Here is a 13,572-nt window from a genome sequence, read left to right on the forward strand (position 1 = left end):
TCCTATTTCACGCGAGGGGGTCTGATGAAACCGGGATGCAGGGCCAGCCTCTGTGAATGCCATCGCTGTACCCACCTTCCTTGTTACGCCCTTCGGCGTGCCCGCGCGTGGCGAGGGGACGGCGCCGATATCCCGTCCGATCCCGCACAAGAGCCACTGACCAGCGCCGATGTGCCGACGGGGGATGTTGACACGCTCGGCATCGACCCCATTGGGGCCATACCGGGTGTCATTCGTTACCCCGACGGTATGGGATCGGTTCGTGATCATCGGTCCCTCGCGGCTTTCCGATAACCGCGAAGAGCCGGATAAATGGAAATGACCAGAATCAGCACGGTCCAAACAGCGACTTTCGTGAGATTCTCGGCGAGTGGGCCACCCGCCGCGAACGCCCGCATCGTCTCGATGGCCGGTGTCATGGGCTGATTGGCGACGATCGGTTGCAGCCACTCCGGATAAGCACTGATCGGGGAGAAGCCGGAGTTGAAGAACATCAACAGACTCGAGGCCAGACCGAGATACGGCACGATCGGCGCCCCTGGGCGCGCGCTGACGGCGAGTGCCAGCGTCAGGGTCGCGAAGGCGGTGCCGTAGGCCAGCGCGACCAGCACGAGCCCGATCGCCGAACCCAGCCCCTGCGTGAATCGGAATCCGATGAGGTGGCCGGCGGCGAGGAGGATGAGCGTCGTGACCAGGATCCGCACCAATTCGGACATCACCCGCGAGGTGAGGTCCGCCGCCCGGTGGATCGGCAGGACATACAGCCGGGCGAGCAGTCCGGTCGCCCGCTCCCGGTTCAGTCGAGTCGCCGAGGCGATCGAGCCGAACATCGCGCCGACGAGGATGACCAGCGGCACAGTGCCGTACGCACTGTTCTGACCCGTCGCCGACCCGATCGCGTCGCCGAGCACGACCTTGAACATGAGCATGCTGAGCGCCGGGAACAGCAACGCCTGCATCAGCGTCGGGACGTCGCGGACGAACACCACGATCTGTCTGCCGGCCAGCGGCAGACTCTGACGCCACCACGCCCGGAACGAGGACTCCGTCGGCACGTCGGTGGGCGCGGTCGTCAGAAAATGCCGCTGCGCGGTCGATTCCGCGGTGGAGGCGCCCACTCCGGCGGCGCTCATCAGCGAGTCCTCCGCGTGCTGACGGCCAGCAACGCCAGTGCGGTCGCTGCCAGCCCCGCGCACCACCACAGCGACGGCTGCAACTGGTGCCACGTGGCGGTCCCGGCGTCGAGGGCACGCATCGAGTCGGCGAACTGCGAGATGGGCTGGTTGCGCACGAACGGCTGAATCCACTCCGGGAACTGCTCCAGCGGCACGAATCCGGTGGACATCATGCCCAGGATCAGGGTCGGCAGGGCCAGGGCCTGGCTGGTGGCCTCCGGGCTGCCGGCGACGAGCCCGAGACCGTCTGCCGCCCACGAGAACAGGGCTCCGATCAGGAAGGCCAGGCCGAACAGACCGAGCGTCCCCCAGACCCCACCGCCCGGCCGCCAGTCGATGATCAGGCAGGCGACGGCCGCGCAGATGAGCGAGATCACCAGCAGCACACCGTTGGTCGCGGTCCGCGCCAGCATCGGGATCAGCGGCGACATCGGCATCACCCGGAAGCGGGTGTTGATTCCCTGCACCCCGTCGAAGGCCGCGCGCATCGCCGCCGAGGACGCGGCGAAGTTCACCGACTGCAGCACGATGATGGGCATCAGGAACTGGCCGTAGTTCACGCCGGGCGCGACCTCGACGATGCTCCGCAGCGGCACGTAGAAACAGATGGCGAGAAACGCCGGCGAGATGAAGGCGAAGATGACCTCGCCGCCCCGGAACACCTTGGAGATCCCGCGCCCCGACAGCGCCCACCACTGCTGCACGGGTCGCACGCGCGGCTCGATCAGCGTGGTCGTCGGAGACCCCGACGTCGCCCCCGACCGCAGTACGTCAGAAGTCGTCATGTCAGGTGGAACTCCGGTCCCGCCGCGGGTCGGTCAACGCCAGGAACACCTCGTCCAGCGAAGGCCGGCGCATCGCGACGTCGGAGAGGGGGATACCCGCGGCTGCCGTGCGTTGGATGACCTCGACGAGCGTCTCCGGACCATCGGGGGCCGGCACCGCGACGAAGTGGTCGTCGGCGCTCTGCACGTGGTCGGCGATGAGGTCGGCCAGGGTGTCGCGAAGTCGGGCACGGTCGGCCGGGTCGGCCGGCGTGACCTCACAGTAGGCCGCACCGGTCGATGCCTTCAGCTCGTCGGAGGTTCCCTCGGCGATGACCCGGCCCTTGTCGATGACGACGATGTTGTCGGACAGGACGTCGGCCTCTTCGAGGTACTGGGTGGTCAGCAGGATGGTGACGCCGGAGTCGCGGAGCTTCTCGACGAGCGACCACACCTCCAGCCTGCTGCGCGGATCCAGCCCCGTCGTCGGCTCGTCGAGGAACACGATCCTCGGTGCGGTGACCAGGCCGCAGGCGATGTCGATCCGGCGGCGCATGCCGCCCGAGTACTCGCGGACACGTTTGCCGCCGACATCTGTCAGCGAGAACGCATCGAGCAGTTCGTCGGCGCGTACCCGCGCGGCCGACTTCTCCAGGCCCAGGAGGCGTCCGAACAGCACCAGGTTCTCGCGGCCCGTGAGCGCCTCGTCGAGAGCGGCGAACTGGCCGGTCAGCATGATCGACTTCCGGACCGAGGCCGCGTCGTGCGAGACGTCGTGGCCGTTGACCGTGGCGCTCCCGCCGTCGGGCTTGAGCAGCGTGCAGAGCATGTTCACCGTCGTGGTCTTGCCTGCGCCGTTGGGTCCGAGCAACGCGACGATGCTGCCCGCGGGGACGGTGAAACTCACATCCTCGACCGCGACCATGTCCTTGAACTTCTTGTGCAGGTTCCTCGCCTCGATGGCGATGCCTGCGGAGTCACCGGGCGCAGGTTCCCGCACCGGGTCGGCGACCGGGAATGCGACGGTCTGCGACTCCGACCCGTCGACGGGTCCCCTCTGCCACTCGGGGACCACCCGTCCCGCCACGCCGTTCGGCGCCGGCCGGACGACATGTCCGTTCCGTTCGGCGGGTGGGGGCGGCGGGGTCGTCGGGACCGGCGGTGGCGTGTAAGCGCGGGCGATGGGCGACGGATCCAGCGGCGACTCGACGGGGCGCGTGCTCACCGGCGGGCCCGCGGCTGTGGGTGCGTCAGCAGCGCGCGCCTCGGCAGTGGGTGCCGCGTCGGCGGACGCGGGATCGGCCGGCTCGGAGTCGACGGGCGGGCCGTCGGTGGGTGCGGAGTCGGTGGGTGCGGACTCTTCGGCCGGGACGGTCACGTGCCCGTTGGGCGACGGCTCGGCCGCATCACCGTCCTCGGCGGTGGGGGGCGCGGGATTCGACCGCTCGGCGCGCCAGCGTCGTAGCTGCTCCTCGACCGGGTCCGGGAGTACGAACGGGTCTTCGGGCAGCGGCGCAAGAGGCGAATCCTGCCGTTGATGACGCGGCGCGTAGGACGCGACGGAGGGTCGCTGACCACTGGCCTCGGACATGTCTTCCTCTACGCGTCGACAACAGGGCGGCAACATGGACAACCGGAGCGTCGCACGTCGTCGGCCACCGATGGGACGGCGGCAAGGATCTGACGCTAGGCATCCACGACAACAAACTTACGCACGAATCAGAGTTCCCGACGAATTTGACTCGGTCTGTCCTCCACGAATATGTCGTGCGGTCGGGGTCGAATGGTTACGTCGTGTCCGCGACCTCGCACGACGTGGCGTTTCCGCCTCCTCGCCGCGTTCGACGCACCCGCGGTGCGTGTATCGCTCGACCGACGAGCCGCGCGACTGCGCCGACATGGACTTCGGTCACGCGTCGTCGCGCACCCTCTGGAAGAGTGTTCTCATGACCACCACATCTCCCGAGCGCGAGATCCTGACGTGGGAGCTCAACGGCGTGGCGTGCCGTGAGCTCGCCCAGCAGGTCGCCGACGACGCGTTCGCCCCGGACATCATCCTCGGCATCGCCCGGGGCGGCCTGATCCCGGCCGGCGCCCTCGCCTACGCCCTGGACTGCAAGCTGATGATCTCGCTGAACGTCGAGTTCTACACCGGCGTCGGCGAGACGCTGTCCGAACCCGTGATGTTGCCGTCGCTTCTCGAGTCGAGCGGCCTCACCGACCAGCGTGTTCTCGTCGTCGACGACGTGGCCGACACCGGCAAGACCCTCAAACTGGTCAACGACTTCTGTCAGGAGCAGGGCCGGGTCGCCGAGGTCCGCAACGCCGTGCTCTACAAGAAGCCGCACACCATCACGGTCCCCGACTACACCTGGCGTACCACCGACAAGTGGATCAACTTCCCCTGGTCGGTGCAGGGCCCGATCGTGACGGTGCAGCGATGACCGCGGACAAGACCGGCGCGGAGACCACGGTGCGCGACAATCCCGAGGAGAACCGGTACGACATCCTGGTCCAGACGCCCGGCGGCGAGACGTTGGCCGGCTTCGCCGAGTACCGCGACCGTGTCTCCGGCACTCAGGACGCCCCGTTGACCGCGCGGGTGTTCTTCCACACCGAGGTCGACCCCGACTTCGGCGGACGCGGCCTCGCGACGATCCTGGTGACCGAGGCCCTCGACGACGCCCGCGCACGCGACCTCACGATCGTGGGCGTGTGCCCCCTGGTCGCCGCATACCTCAAGAAGCATCCGGAGTACGCCGACGCCACCGCACCGGTGACTCCCGCCGTCCTGGAATGGCTGCGTACCGGCAACGCCTGACCCGCGGCGTCACCTGCCCGAGGCCGGCGTCTCCCGCGCCGTATCGGCGGAGACGATCATGCGGTGGTCGAACTCGACCCGGTCGGTGCGATGGTCGGCGTCCACGCCGACCGAGGCGAGCACGTCGCGCCCCGGCGGCTGGATGCGGATCGTCACCCGCCCGTCGTCGACCTCGTCCAGCAGTTCGGCGACGGCGACGGCGAGCCGTTCGCGCGCCGTCGCCGCATTCGCTTCGTCGAGCGCCGCGAGCCCACCGTCGTCGAGAAGGATGACGCGAACCCCGCGCTGTCGTGCGCGCCACGCCGCATCCCGGACCACCGGGAGGTCGAGCCCGGAGGCACGGATGCCGTCGCGTAACTGCGCCTCGAGCAGGCGGGCCATGACGACCTCGTCCGCGGTGAAGGACTCACGGTTGGCGATACGGGTGAGGACGGGACGCGCCCGTTCGTCGAGGGCGGCGAGTCGGCGGTCCCGCACCTCGGTCGCCGCCGCCGCGGCGGCGTCGAGCGCCACCTGACGTTCGTTGGCCTCCCGAAGGGCGTAGATCTGCCTGGCCATGGGGCGCAGCATGACGGAGAACAGCGAACCCATGATCATGATCGCGTAGCCGGGCAGGGTGATGGACAGTCCCCAGAGCGCCCCCGCCGTCGAGACCGCGCCCCACACGGCCGCGATGACCGAGATGCAGGCGCTGGCGAGCCACGCGGCCAGGGGACGGCCGCGCACCGCGACGAAGGCCAGGATGATCACCGACGCGCCCATCGGCGGCCCGGTCTGCATCACGTGCGATGGCGGGAACGGCAGCGAGAACAGCGTGGCAGCCACCGCCGCGACGGCCAGCCCGGCGACGGCGATGGTCGTCGACGTGGGCAGCGGATCGCCTGGGGAGTCGAGAATCGACACCCCCGCGACGACGAACAACACGAAACCGGCGAACAGTCCGATCCACTGCCACCACCCGGAGACGGTCGAGTCGGCGTACAGCGTCACGGCGAAATAGCCGCAGGCGAGGACCCCCATCATCAGCCACAGGGGCCGGGAGCCGATCCCGAAGGCGTTCACGACCTCGCCGCGCTGAGCGCTGTCGACGCCCCGGGCGCAGTCGCGTCTCACGGCCGCTCCCACAGGATCTGCACGGTGGTCCCCCGGCCGGCGCGGCTCTGCACCCGCGCGTGGCCGCCCGGTAGTCGTGCGAGACGGCCACGGATGCTGACGGCGATGCCGAGCCGGCCGGCCGCCACCGCGTCGGGGTCGAACCCGACACCGTTGTCGACGACCGCCATGCTCAGCGAGTCGGGTCCGAGCTGCACGATGACGGCGCATTCGGCATCGTCCCCGGCGTGCCCGGCGACGTTGCGCAGCGCCTCCGACATCGCCTCGACGACCGCGTCGAGCACCTCGACCGGATAGGAGGCCGCCGCCTCGGGCCACCGCTCGTCCCCGTCCCCGTCCGCGTCGCCGTCCACGACCTCGACGTCGAACCGTTCCGAGACGTCCGCGGCCGCCGACCGTATGCGTCGGATCACCTCGACCTCGCTCGCGGCGACCGGATCATCCGGCCCCGGGACACGCGCGAGTTCTTCGAGAGCCGACGCGGCCTGCGCCGCCAGCCGATCATCGGGACGGCCGGGCCGGACGGCGAGCAGTGACGCGATGACCCGGTCATGGACGATGGCGTCGAATCGCTCCTTCTCCACCTCGCGGGCCGAGGCGGCGGCGACGTTGGCCGCGGTGCGGTAGGTCTCTTCGCGTGTCTCGTCGAGTTCGCGCCCGGTCCGGGTGGCCACCAGCACCACCGCGAGGAAGACGCCGGTGAACATCAGCGACCACAGGATCTCCACCGGCGCGTCGGAGGTCACCTCGCCGAACCGGCCGAGCTGCTGCGAGAGATGCGCGAGGGTCGAGGACGCGACGAGACCGACCACGGCCAGACGCGGGTGCACGAGCATCAGGACCATGCTCGGCATGCCGCAGAAGGCGACCATCCACTGGGCCGTGCCACCCGGATCCGCCAGCGTCGAGCCGTTCCATGCGACGAACCACAACCCGAGCCCGAGGATGTAACCGACCCACGACGTCAGCGCCAGCGGCGTGAGCCATGCCGTGCCCGGCCGAAAGGTCGCCGCGATCAACAGGATTCCGGGTCCGACCGACAGCAGGATGCTCAACGGTGGCCACCAGGCGTCGGTGAGCGGCGCCGAGGCGAGAATCGCCGCCACGGAGACCACCGGGTAACCGATGAAACCCAGACCCAGGAACCGTGCCCCCACCCGGCGAACGCGATCCAGGTCCGGCTCCGCCGAGTCGGATTCGAACGCCCGCCGGACCCAGGCGGGTCGTGCGCGGGATTCGGCTGTCGCGAGATCGGTGGTGGGCATCGCATCTCACCCTCACACCGTTCGGCTCAGCCGGTCAATCCCCCGTTGAGACCACCCTTCGTGACGCTCCTCCGCAGGCTCCGGAGCTCCTCAGGGATCGTGGGCCGACCTCCACAGGCTCCGGAGCTCCTCAGGGATCGTGGGCCGACCTCCGCAGGCTCCGGAGCTCCTCAGGGATCGGCCCAGACGACAACCGGCCCGCTCCCCAGGGGGAACGGGCCGGCGTTTGGTAGATCTCGTTGGGAGAGGGCCTACTTGGCCTTCTCCAGCACCTCGACGAGACGCCAGTGCTTGGTCGCCGACAGCGGGCGGGTCTCCATGATCCGCACACGGTCGCCGACGCCGGCATCGCCGTTCTCGTCGTGGGCCTTGACCTTGCTCGTGGTCCGGATGATCTTGCCGTAGAGCTTGTGGCTCTTACGATCTTCCAGCTCGACCACGATGGTCTTCTGCATCTTGTCGCTGACCACGTAGCCGATGCGCTCCTTGCGGCGTGCGCGCTCCTCGGTCTGGGTTTCGGTCACCTTCTGGTCCTCACTCATGCGTCATCACCATCCGGTCCGGACGCCAGGCCCAGCTCCCGCTCACGCATCACGGTGTAGATACGCGCGATCTCGCGACGCACGGTCCGCAGGCGACGGTTGTTGTCGAGCTGGCCGGTGGCCATCTGGAACCGAAGGTTGAACAGTTCTTCCTTCGACTCTTTCAGGCGATCGACCAGATCAGCGTCGTTGAGCTCACGAAGCTCGTTCGCAGCAACTCCGAGTGCCATCAGAACTGCTCCTCTCTGGTCACGATCCTGGTCTTGATGGGGAGCTTGTGCTGCGCGCGACGCAGGGCCTCGCGAGCGATCTCCTCATTCGGGTAGGTCATCTCGAACAACACGCGACCCGGCTTGACCGGGGCGACCCACCACTCGGGCGAACCCTTACCCGAACCCATGCGGGTTTCGGCCGGCTTCTTGGTCAGCGGGCGGTCCGGGAAGATGTTGATCCAGACCTTGCCGCCACGCTTGATGTGCCGGTTGATCGCGATACGAGCGGACTCGATCTGACGGTTGGTGATGTACGCGCCTTCCAGAGCCTGGATGCCGTAATCGCCGAACGTCACCTTGGTGCCGCCCTTGGCCTGCCCCTTGAGGCTGGGGTGGTGCTGCTTGCGGTGCTTGACCCGACGGGGGATCAACATGGCCTAGCCCTCCTGCTTCTCAGCCGCACCAGCGGTGGCCTCGGCGGGAGCGGCCTCGGCCGCGCGAGCGGCGTCGGTGCTCGTCGCAGTGGTGCCCGAGGCACCGCTACGCCGGGGCCGGCTGGGCCGGCGCGGACGGCGATCCTCGGCCGCCGGAGCGGCCGCGGCCAGCTCACGACGTCCACCGACGATGTCGCCCTTGTAGATCCACACCTTCACGCCGATCCGGCCGAAGGTGGTCTTGGCTTCGTAGAGTCCGTAGTCGATGTCGGCGCGCAGCGTGTGCAGCGGCACGCGACCCTCGCGGTAGAACTCACTGCGGCTCATCTCTGCGCCGCCCAGACGACCCGAGCACTGGACCCGGATGCCCTTCACGTTCGGCTGACGCATCGCCGACTGGATCGCTTTGCGCATCGCGCGGCGGAACGCCACACGGTTGCTCAGCTGCTCGGCGACGCCCTGGGCCACCAGCTGGGCCTCGGACTCGGCGTTCTTGACCTCGAGGATGTTCAGCTGGACCTGCTTGCCGGTCAGCTTCTCCAGATCGCCGCGGATGCGATCGGCCTCGGCGCCACGGCGTCCGATGACGATGCCCGGACGCGCGGTGTGGATGTCGACGCGAACCCGGTCACGGGTGCGTTCGATCTCCACCTTCGCGATGCCGGCCCGCTCGAGCCCCGTGGAGAGGAGCTTGCGGATGGCGACATCCTCTTTGACGTAGTCCGCGTACTGCTTGTCGGCGTACCACCGCGACTTCCAGTCGGTGGTGATGCCCAGACGGAAGCCGTGCGGGTTGATTTTCTGGCCCACTGTCTAGGCTCCCTTCTTCTTCGGCTGACGCGAACGGCCACGGCCGCCGGCTGCCTTCTCCGGCAAGCTCTCCACGACCACGGTGATGTGGCTGGTGCGCTTGCGGATACGGAACGCGCGACCCTGTGCGCGCGGCTGGAAGCGCTTGAGGGTCGGACCCTCATCGGCGAACGCGGTGGCGACGACCAGGGTCCGGCGATCCAGATCCAGGTTGTTCTCCGCGTTGGCGACGGCACTTGCCAGGACCTTGTACACGGGCTCGGACGCCGACTGCGGGGCGAACCGCAGGATGTCGAGGGCCTCGTCCACGTTCTTGCCGCGGACCAGGTCCAGGACACGACGAGCCTTCATCGGCGTGACGCGCACGAACTTGGCGGTCGCCTTTGCTGTCGGATTATCGGTCTGCGTAGTCATTACCGGCGCTTCGCTTTCCGGTCATCCTTGATGTGACCCTTGAAGGTACGGGTGGGGGCGAACTCGCCCAGCTTGTGCCCGACCATCGAATCCGAGATGAACACCGGCACGTGCTTGCGTCCGTCGTGGACGGCAAAGGTGTGACCGATGAAGTCGGGAATGATGGTCGAACGACGGGACCAGGTCTTGATGACCTGCTTGGTGCCCTTCTCGTTCTGGACATCCACCTTCTTCAGGAGGTGGTCGTCGACGAACGGGCCCTTCTTGAGGCTGCGTGGCATTCTCTTACCTCCTCCTGTTATCGCTTGTTCTTGCCGGTACGACGGCGACGGACGATCAGCTTGTCGCTGGCCTTGTTCTTGCGGGTGCGGCCCTCGGGCTTACCCCACGGGCTGACCGGGTGGCGACCACCGGAGGTCTTGCCCTCACCACCACCGTGCGGGTGGTCGACGGGGTTCATCACGACACCGCGGACGGTCGGGCGCTTGCCCTTCCAGCGCATACGGCCGGCCTTGCCCCAGTTGATGTTGCTCTGCTCGGCGTTGCCCACCTCGCCGACGGTGGCGCGGCAGCGCACGTCGACGCGACGGATCTCGCCGGAGGGCATACGCAGGGTGGCGTAGCTGCCTTCCTTGCCCAGCAGCTGGATCGACGAACCCGCACTGCGGGCCATCTTCGCGCCGCCGCCCGGGCGCAGCTCCACGGCGTGGACCTGGGTACCGGTCGGGATGTTGCGCAGCGGCAGGTTGTTGCCGGGCTTGATGTCGGCGGTCGAGCCGCTCTCGACGACGTCGCCCTGCTTCAGGCCCTTGGGCGCGATGATGTAGCGCTTCTCGCCGTCGACGTAGTGCAGCAACGCGATCCGCGCGGTGCGGTTCGGGTCGTACTCGATGTGAGCGACCTTGGCGTTGATGCCGTCCTTGTCGTTACGACGGAAGTCGATCAGACGGTAGGCACGCTTGTGGCCGCCACCCTTGTGACGAGTGGTGATGCGGCCGTGAGCGTTTCGGCCACCACGCCCGTGCAGCGGACGCACCAGCGACTTCTCCGGGTGGTCACGGGTGACCTCGGCGAAGTCGGAGCCGCTGGCCCCACGACGACCCGGGGTCGTCGGCTTGTACTTACGAATAGCCATGAGTCTCTAGTCCTTCTCGAAGGCCCCGGTCAGCTGACCGAGCCCCCGAAGATCTCGATGGGCTTGCTGTCTGCGGTCAGCGACACGATGGCGCGCTTGGTGGACTTGCGCTGGCCGTAGCCGGAGCGGGTCCGCTTGCGCTTGCCCTGTCGGTTCGCGGTGTTGACGCTGGCAACACTGACGCCGAAGATCTTCTCGATCGCGATCTTGATCTCGGTCTTGTTGGACTCCGGGTGCACCAGGAAGGTGTACACGTTGTCCTCCATGAGCCCGTAGGACTTCTCCGAGATCACGGGCGCCAGGATGATGTCGCGCGGGTCGGCAATGGTCGACATGTCAGGCCTCCTCTGCTGTCTTCTCGACGGCAGCCTTGGCATCCGCCGTGTTCTGCTCGATGAAGGCATTGAGCGTCTCGACGCTGAACACCACCTCGTCCGAGTCGAGGACGTCGTAGGTGTTGAGCTGATCCGGCGCGATCGGCAGCACGTTCTGCAGGTTCGCCACGCTCAGCCACGCCGTCAGGTCCTCGCGGCCGAGGACGACCAGGAACTTGCGACGATCGGAGAGGCTCTCCAGGAACTGGCGCGCCGACTTGGTCGAGGGCTGCTGCCCCGAGACCAGTTCGGTGATCACGTGGATGCGCTCGTTGCGAGCGCGGTCGCTCAGCGCACCGCGCAGGGCGGCCGCCTTCATCTTCTTCGGTGTGCGCTGGCTGTAGTCGCGCGGCTGCGGGCCGTGGACGGTGCCACCACCGGTGAACTGCGGCGCGCGGTTCGAGCCCTGACGCGCACGGCCGGTGCCCTTCTGGCGGTACGGCTTGGCGCCACCGCCGCGGACCTCGCCGCGGGTCTTGGTGGAGTGCGTGCCCTGGCGTGCCGCGGCCTGCTGGGCCACGACGACCTGGTGCATCAGCGCGATGTTGGCCGGGGCGTCGAAGAGTGCGGCGGGCAGGTCAACGGTTCCGTTGGTCTTGCCGTCGGCGGTCTTGACGTCCAGCGTCAGCTTCGTAGCGGTCTCGGTGCTCACTTGGCACCACCCTTCACTGCGTCGCGAACCATCACGATGCCGCCCTTGCGACCCGGGATCGCTCCCTTGATCAGCAGGAGACCGGCCTCGGCGTCCACCTTGTGGACGGTGAGGTTCTGCGTGGTCACCTTGTCGTTACCCATGCGGCCTGCCATGCGCATGCCCTTGAACACACGACCCGGGGTGGCGCAGCCACCGATCGAGCCCGGTGCGCGGTGCACGCGGTGGGCACCGTGGCTGGCGCCCAGACCGGCGAAGCCGTGGCGCTTCATGACGCCGGCGAAACCCTTGCCCTTCGAGGTGCCGGTGACGTCGACCAGCGCGCCGTCGGCGAAGATCTCGGCGGTCAGTTCCTGACCGACCTCGAACTCGCTGATGTCGTTGACGCGGATCTCGGCCAGGTGGCGGCGCGGGGTGACCCCGGCCTTGCGGTACTGGCCGGCGACCGGCTTGGTCACCTTGCGGGGATCGATCGCGCCGTAGGCGAGCTGGACGGCGGTGTAGCCGTCACGGTCCGCGCTGCGGAGCTGGGTGATCACGTTCGGGCCGGCCTGGATGACAGTGACCGGGACGACGCGGTTGTTCTCGTCGAAGACCTGGGTCATGCCGAGCTTGGTGCCCAGGATCCCCTTGGTCGAACTCTGATTGCTCATGATTTATCTCGCCCCCGTCCTACTGGATGTTGACGTCGACGCTGGCCGGGAGGTCGATGCGCATCAGCGCGTCGACCGTCTTCGGTGTCGGGTCGAGGATGTCGATGAGTCGCTTGTGGGTACGCATCTCGAAATGTTCGCGGCTGTCCTTGTACTTGTGCGGCGAACGGATGACGCAGTACACGTTCTTCTCGGTGGGCAATGGCACCGGGCCGACGACGCGTGCCCCGGTACGGGTCACGGTCTCCACGATCTTGCGCGCCGAAGCGTCGATCGCCTCGTGGTCGTAGGCCTTGAGCCTGATGCGGATCTTTTGTCCCGCCACGCTGTGTCCTCTTCCGTCAGTTGTTCTCGACAGACAAACACCGCGTGATCCGGACCGAGCTCTCGCCGGCTGAGCACATGACCACCGTGTGAGATACGGCAATCGACGCTGTTCATCTGTCGTTGTACGTTGGCTCGTACCTGTACGAGCCTGGTTGCTCCGGCACCCGCGGTCGGGCGTGTCGGGACCGTGAACCGATATCGGCGCACGCGTTACACGCCCAGTCCCCGTAGACCGGGCCTGGGAGTCATTCACCTGTCCGCGACCGCTGGGCTGGCACACGGCACAACCTGCGTCCGCCGGTCAAGGCAACCCGAACAGTATGCATCAGGTCGGGAGCACGATCAAATCCACGCCGGACGCCGACACCGGGGAATGAACTGACTCATGAGTAAGATACCGGCATGAGTTCGACGAACCCCACCTTCGCCCTGCGCAAGAGGCTGCCGGCCAATCCTCTCGGGAACGTTCTGTTCTCCCTCGGGATGGTCGCGAAGGTCCCCTACTTCGGCACCGTCCTACCGCTCGTCCAGGAGATGGAACCCGGCTACTGCAAGGTCACCGCGCCCAACTGGTTCGGTGTCCACAACCACATCGGCACCTTCCACGCGATCGCCGCCTGCAATCTCGCCGAGGCCGCGATGGGGATGCTGATGGAGGCCACCACACCGACGTCCCATCGCTGGATACCCAAGGCGATGCAGACGAGCTACCTGACCAAGGCGACGACGCGCTTGACCGCCGAGGCGCGGCTCGCCGAGCCCGTCGACTTCGATGCCATCACCGCCGGCACCGACGTCACCGTGTCGGTGAGCATCGTCGACACCAGGGGCGTGGAGGTCGTGCACTGCGACATCACCACGTGGGTGACCCCGAAGTAGCG

Annotated in this window: 18 protein-coding genes and 1 pseudogene; 3 read left to right on the top strand and 16 right to left on the bottom strand. The window is 67.7% G+C overall.

Annotation, left to right across the window (positions count from 1 at the left end):
- Positions 1 to 266: 266 nt before the first annotated feature.
- Genes AC3B5T_RS00985 through AC3B5T_RS00995 form a run of 3 tightly spaced genes read right to left on the bottom strand, consistent with a single transcriptional unit; the run spans position 267 to position 3,530 of the window.
- Entirely contained in the window at positions 267 to 1,133 is an 867-nt protein-coding gene (locus tag AC3B5T_RS00985) for an ABC transporter permease (protein WP_010842260.1), read from the bottom strand.
- On the bottom strand, positions 1,133 to 1,960 hold the full coding sequence (locus tag AC3B5T_RS00990; protein WP_014927850.1) for an ABC transporter permease: 828 nt from the start codon (positions 1,958 to 1,960) through the stop codon (positions 1,133 to 1,135). Before AC3B5T_RS00990 ends, AC3B5T_RS00985 begins: the two co-directional genes overlap by 1 nt.
- Before the next feature lies 1 nt (position 1,961).
- Complete coding sequence (locus tag AC3B5T_RS00995; protein WP_010842262.1) at positions 1,962 to 3,530, bottom strand: ATP-binding cassette domain-containing protein; 1,569 nt, start codon at positions 3,528 to 3,530, stop codon at positions 1,962 to 1,964.
- Between the two features lie 355 nt (positions 3,531 to 3,885).
- On the opposite strand from AC3B5T_RS00995, the gene AC3B5T_RS01000 reads away from it, so the two are divergent.
- Both AC3B5T_RS01000 and AC3B5T_RS01005 read left to right on the top strand, forming a co-directional pair.
- Complete coding sequence (locus tag AC3B5T_RS01000; protein ID WP_014927852.1) at positions 3,886 to 4,383, top strand: phosphoribosyltransferase; 498 nt, start codon at positions 3,886 to 3,888, stop codon at positions 4,381 to 4,383.
- Positions 4,380 to 4,691, top strand: a pseudogene (locus AC3B5T_RS01005) (GNAT family N-acetyltransferase); the annotation flags it as partial. The gene AC3B5T_RS01000 and the pseudogene AC3B5T_RS01005, both read left to right, overlap by 4 nt.
- 78 nt (positions 4,692 to 4,769) lie before the next feature.
- Here the strand turns inward: AC3B5T_RS01005 and AC3B5T_RS01010 are convergent.
- From AC3B5T_RS01010 to rpsJ, 13 genes are all read right to left on the bottom strand, one after another.
- Positions 4,770 to 5,873, bottom strand: a complete 1,104-nt coding sequence (locus tag AC3B5T_RS01010; RefSeq protein WP_035717196.1) for a hypothetical protein — start codon at positions 5,871 to 5,873, stop codon at positions 4,770 to 4,772.
- Positions 5,870 to 7,138 (bottom strand): sensor histidine kinase, encoded by a 1,269-nt coding sequence (locus AC3B5T_RS01015; protein ID WP_010842266.1) that lies wholly within the window; start codon positions 7,136 to 7,138, stop codon positions 5,870 to 5,872. Before AC3B5T_RS01015 ends, AC3B5T_RS01010 begins: the two co-directional genes overlap by 4 nt.
- Positions 7,139 to 7,389: 251 nt before the next feature.
- Positions 7,390 to 7,680: a 30S ribosomal protein S17 gene (gene rpsQ, locus AC3B5T_RS01020; RefSeq protein WP_004020546.1), complete on the bottom strand. Its 291-nt coding sequence runs from the start codon at positions 7,678 to 7,680 to the stop codon at positions 7,390 to 7,392.
- A complete protein-coding gene (gene rpmC / locus AC3B5T_RS01025; RefSeq protein WP_004020547.1) occupies positions 7,677 to 7,910 on the bottom strand; it encodes a 50S ribosomal protein L29 in 234 nt (77 codons plus the stop codon). Before rpmC ends, rpsQ begins: the two co-directional genes overlap by 4 nt.
- Positions 7,910 to 8,326 carry a 50S ribosomal protein L16 gene (rplP, locus tag AC3B5T_RS01030; protein WP_004020548.1) on the bottom strand — a complete coding sequence of 139 codons (417 nt, stop codon included), beginning with the start codon at positions 8,324 to 8,326 and terminating at the stop codon, positions 7,910 to 7,912. The genes rpmC and rplP overlap by 1 nt, the downstream gene beginning before the upstream one ends.
- Positions 8,327 to 8,329: 3 nt before the next feature.
- On the bottom strand, positions 8,330 to 9,136 hold the full coding sequence (rpsC, locus tag AC3B5T_RS01035) for a 30S ribosomal protein S3 (RefSeq protein WP_004020549.1): 807 nt from the start codon (positions 9,134 to 9,136) through the stop codon (positions 8,330 to 8,332).
- Positions 9,137 to 9,139: 3 nt separating this feature from the next.
- The gene (gene rplV / locus AC3B5T_RS01040) at positions 9,140 to 9,550 is read right to left on the bottom strand and encodes a 50S ribosomal protein L22 (protein ID WP_004020550.1); all 411 of its coding nucleotides are present in this window, start codon (positions 9,548 to 9,550) and stop codon (positions 9,140 to 9,142) included.
- Positions 9,550 to 9,831, bottom strand: a complete 282-nt coding sequence (gene rpsS / locus AC3B5T_RS01045; RefSeq protein ID WP_004020551.1) for a 30S ribosomal protein S19 — start codon at positions 9,829 to 9,831, stop codon at positions 9,550 to 9,552. Before rpsS ends, rplV begins: the two co-directional genes overlap by 1 nt.
- A 17-nt stretch (positions 9,832 to 9,848) precedes the next feature.
- Positions 9,849 to 10,685, bottom strand: a complete 837-nt coding sequence (rplB, locus tag AC3B5T_RS01050; protein ID WP_010842267.1) for a 50S ribosomal protein L2 — start codon at positions 10,683 to 10,685, stop codon at positions 9,849 to 9,851.
- Positions 10,686 to 10,714: 29 nt separating this feature from the next.
- Positions 10,715 to 11,020 carry a 50S ribosomal protein L23 gene (gene rplW, locus AC3B5T_RS01055; protein WP_010842268.1) on the bottom strand — a complete coding sequence of 102 codons (306 nt, stop codon included), beginning with the start codon at positions 11,018 to 11,020 and terminating at the stop codon, positions 10,715 to 10,717.
- A 1-nt stretch (position 11,021) separates the two neighbouring features.
- Positions 11,022 to 11,711, bottom strand: a complete 690-nt coding sequence (rplD, locus tag AC3B5T_RS01060; protein ID WP_010842269.1) for a 50S ribosomal protein L4 — start codon at positions 11,709 to 11,711, stop codon at positions 11,022 to 11,024.
- Positions 11,708 to 12,364 (bottom strand): 50S ribosomal protein L3, encoded by a 657-nt coding sequence (gene rplC / locus AC3B5T_RS01065; RefSeq protein WP_010842270.1) that lies wholly within the window; start codon positions 12,362 to 12,364, stop codon positions 11,708 to 11,710. Before rplC ends, rplD begins: the two co-directional genes overlap by 4 nt.
- A 19-nt stretch (positions 12,365 to 12,383) precedes the next feature.
- Positions 12,384 to 12,689 (bottom strand): 30S ribosomal protein S10, encoded by a 306-nt coding sequence (gene rpsJ / locus AC3B5T_RS01070; protein WP_003938093.1) that lies wholly within the window; start codon positions 12,687 to 12,689, stop codon positions 12,384 to 12,386.
- A gap of 404 nt (positions 12,690 to 13,093) precedes the next feature.
- On the opposite strand from rpsJ, the gene AC3B5T_RS01075 reads away from it, so the two are divergent.
- A complete protein-coding gene (locus tag AC3B5T_RS01075) occupies positions 13,094 to 13,570 on the top strand; it encodes a hotdog fold domain-containing protein (RefSeq protein ID WP_010842271.1) in 477 nt (158 codons plus the stop codon).
- Positions 13,571 to 13,572 lie beyond the last annotated feature (2 nt).

This window comes from Gordonia sp. G4 (genome assembly GCF_057770005.1).

Excerpts from the sequence above, each read along its gene's own strand:
- AC3B5T_RS00985 (WP_010842260.1), bottom strand. The coding sequence starts at position 1,133 with ATGAGCGCCGCCGGAGTGGGCGCCTCCACCGCGGAATCGACCGCGCAG.
- AC3B5T_RS00990 (WP_014927850.1), bottom strand. The coding sequence starts at position 1,960 with ATGACGACTTCTGACGTACTGCGGTCGGGGGCGACGTCGGGGTCTCCG.
- AC3B5T_RS00995 (WP_010842262.1), bottom strand. The coding sequence starts at position 3,530 with ATGTCCGAGGCCAGTGGTCAGCGACCCTCCGTCGCGTCCTACGCGCCG.
- AC3B5T_RS01000 (WP_014927852.1), top strand. The coding sequence starts at position 3,886 with ATGACCACCACATCTCCCGAGCGCGAGATCCTGACGTGGGAGCTCAAC.
- AC3B5T_RS01015 (WP_010842266.1), bottom strand. The coding sequence starts at position 7,138 with ATGCCCACCACCGATCTCGCGACAGCCGAATCCCGCGCACGACCCGCC.
- rpsQ (WP_004020546.1), bottom strand. The coding sequence starts at position 7,680 with ATGAGTGAGGACCAGAAGGTGACCGAAACCCAGACCGAGGAGCGCGCA.
- rpmC (WP_004020547.1), bottom strand. The coding sequence starts at position 7,910 with ATGGCACTCGGAGTTGCTGCGAACGAGCTTCGTGAGCTCAACGACGCT.
- rplP (WP_004020548.1), bottom strand. The coding sequence starts at position 8,326 with ATGTTGATCCCCCGTCGGGTCAAGCACCGCAAGCAGCACCACCCCAGC.
- rplV (WP_004020550.1), bottom strand. The coding sequence starts at position 9,550 with ATGACTACGCAGACCGATAATCCGACAGCAAAGGCGACCGCCAAGTTC.
- rpsS (WP_004020551.1), bottom strand. The coding sequence starts at position 9,831 with ATGCCACGCAGCCTCAAGAAGGGCCCGTTCGTCGACGACCACCTCCTG.
- rplB (WP_010842267.1), bottom strand. The coding sequence starts at position 10,685 with ATGGCTATTCGTAAGTACAAGCCGACGACCCCGGGTCGTCGTGGGGCC.
- rplW (WP_010842268.1), bottom strand. The coding sequence starts at position 11,020 with ATGTCGACCATTGCCGACCCGCGCGACATCATCCTGGCGCCCGTGATC.
- rplC (WP_010842270.1), bottom strand. The coding sequence starts at position 12,364 with ATGAGCAATCAGAGTTCGACCAAGGGGATCCTGGGCACCAAGCTCGGC.
- AC3B5T_RS01075 (WP_010842271.1), top strand. The coding sequence starts at position 13,094 with ATGAGTTCGACGAACCCCACCTTCGCCCTGCGCAAGAGGCTGCCGGCC.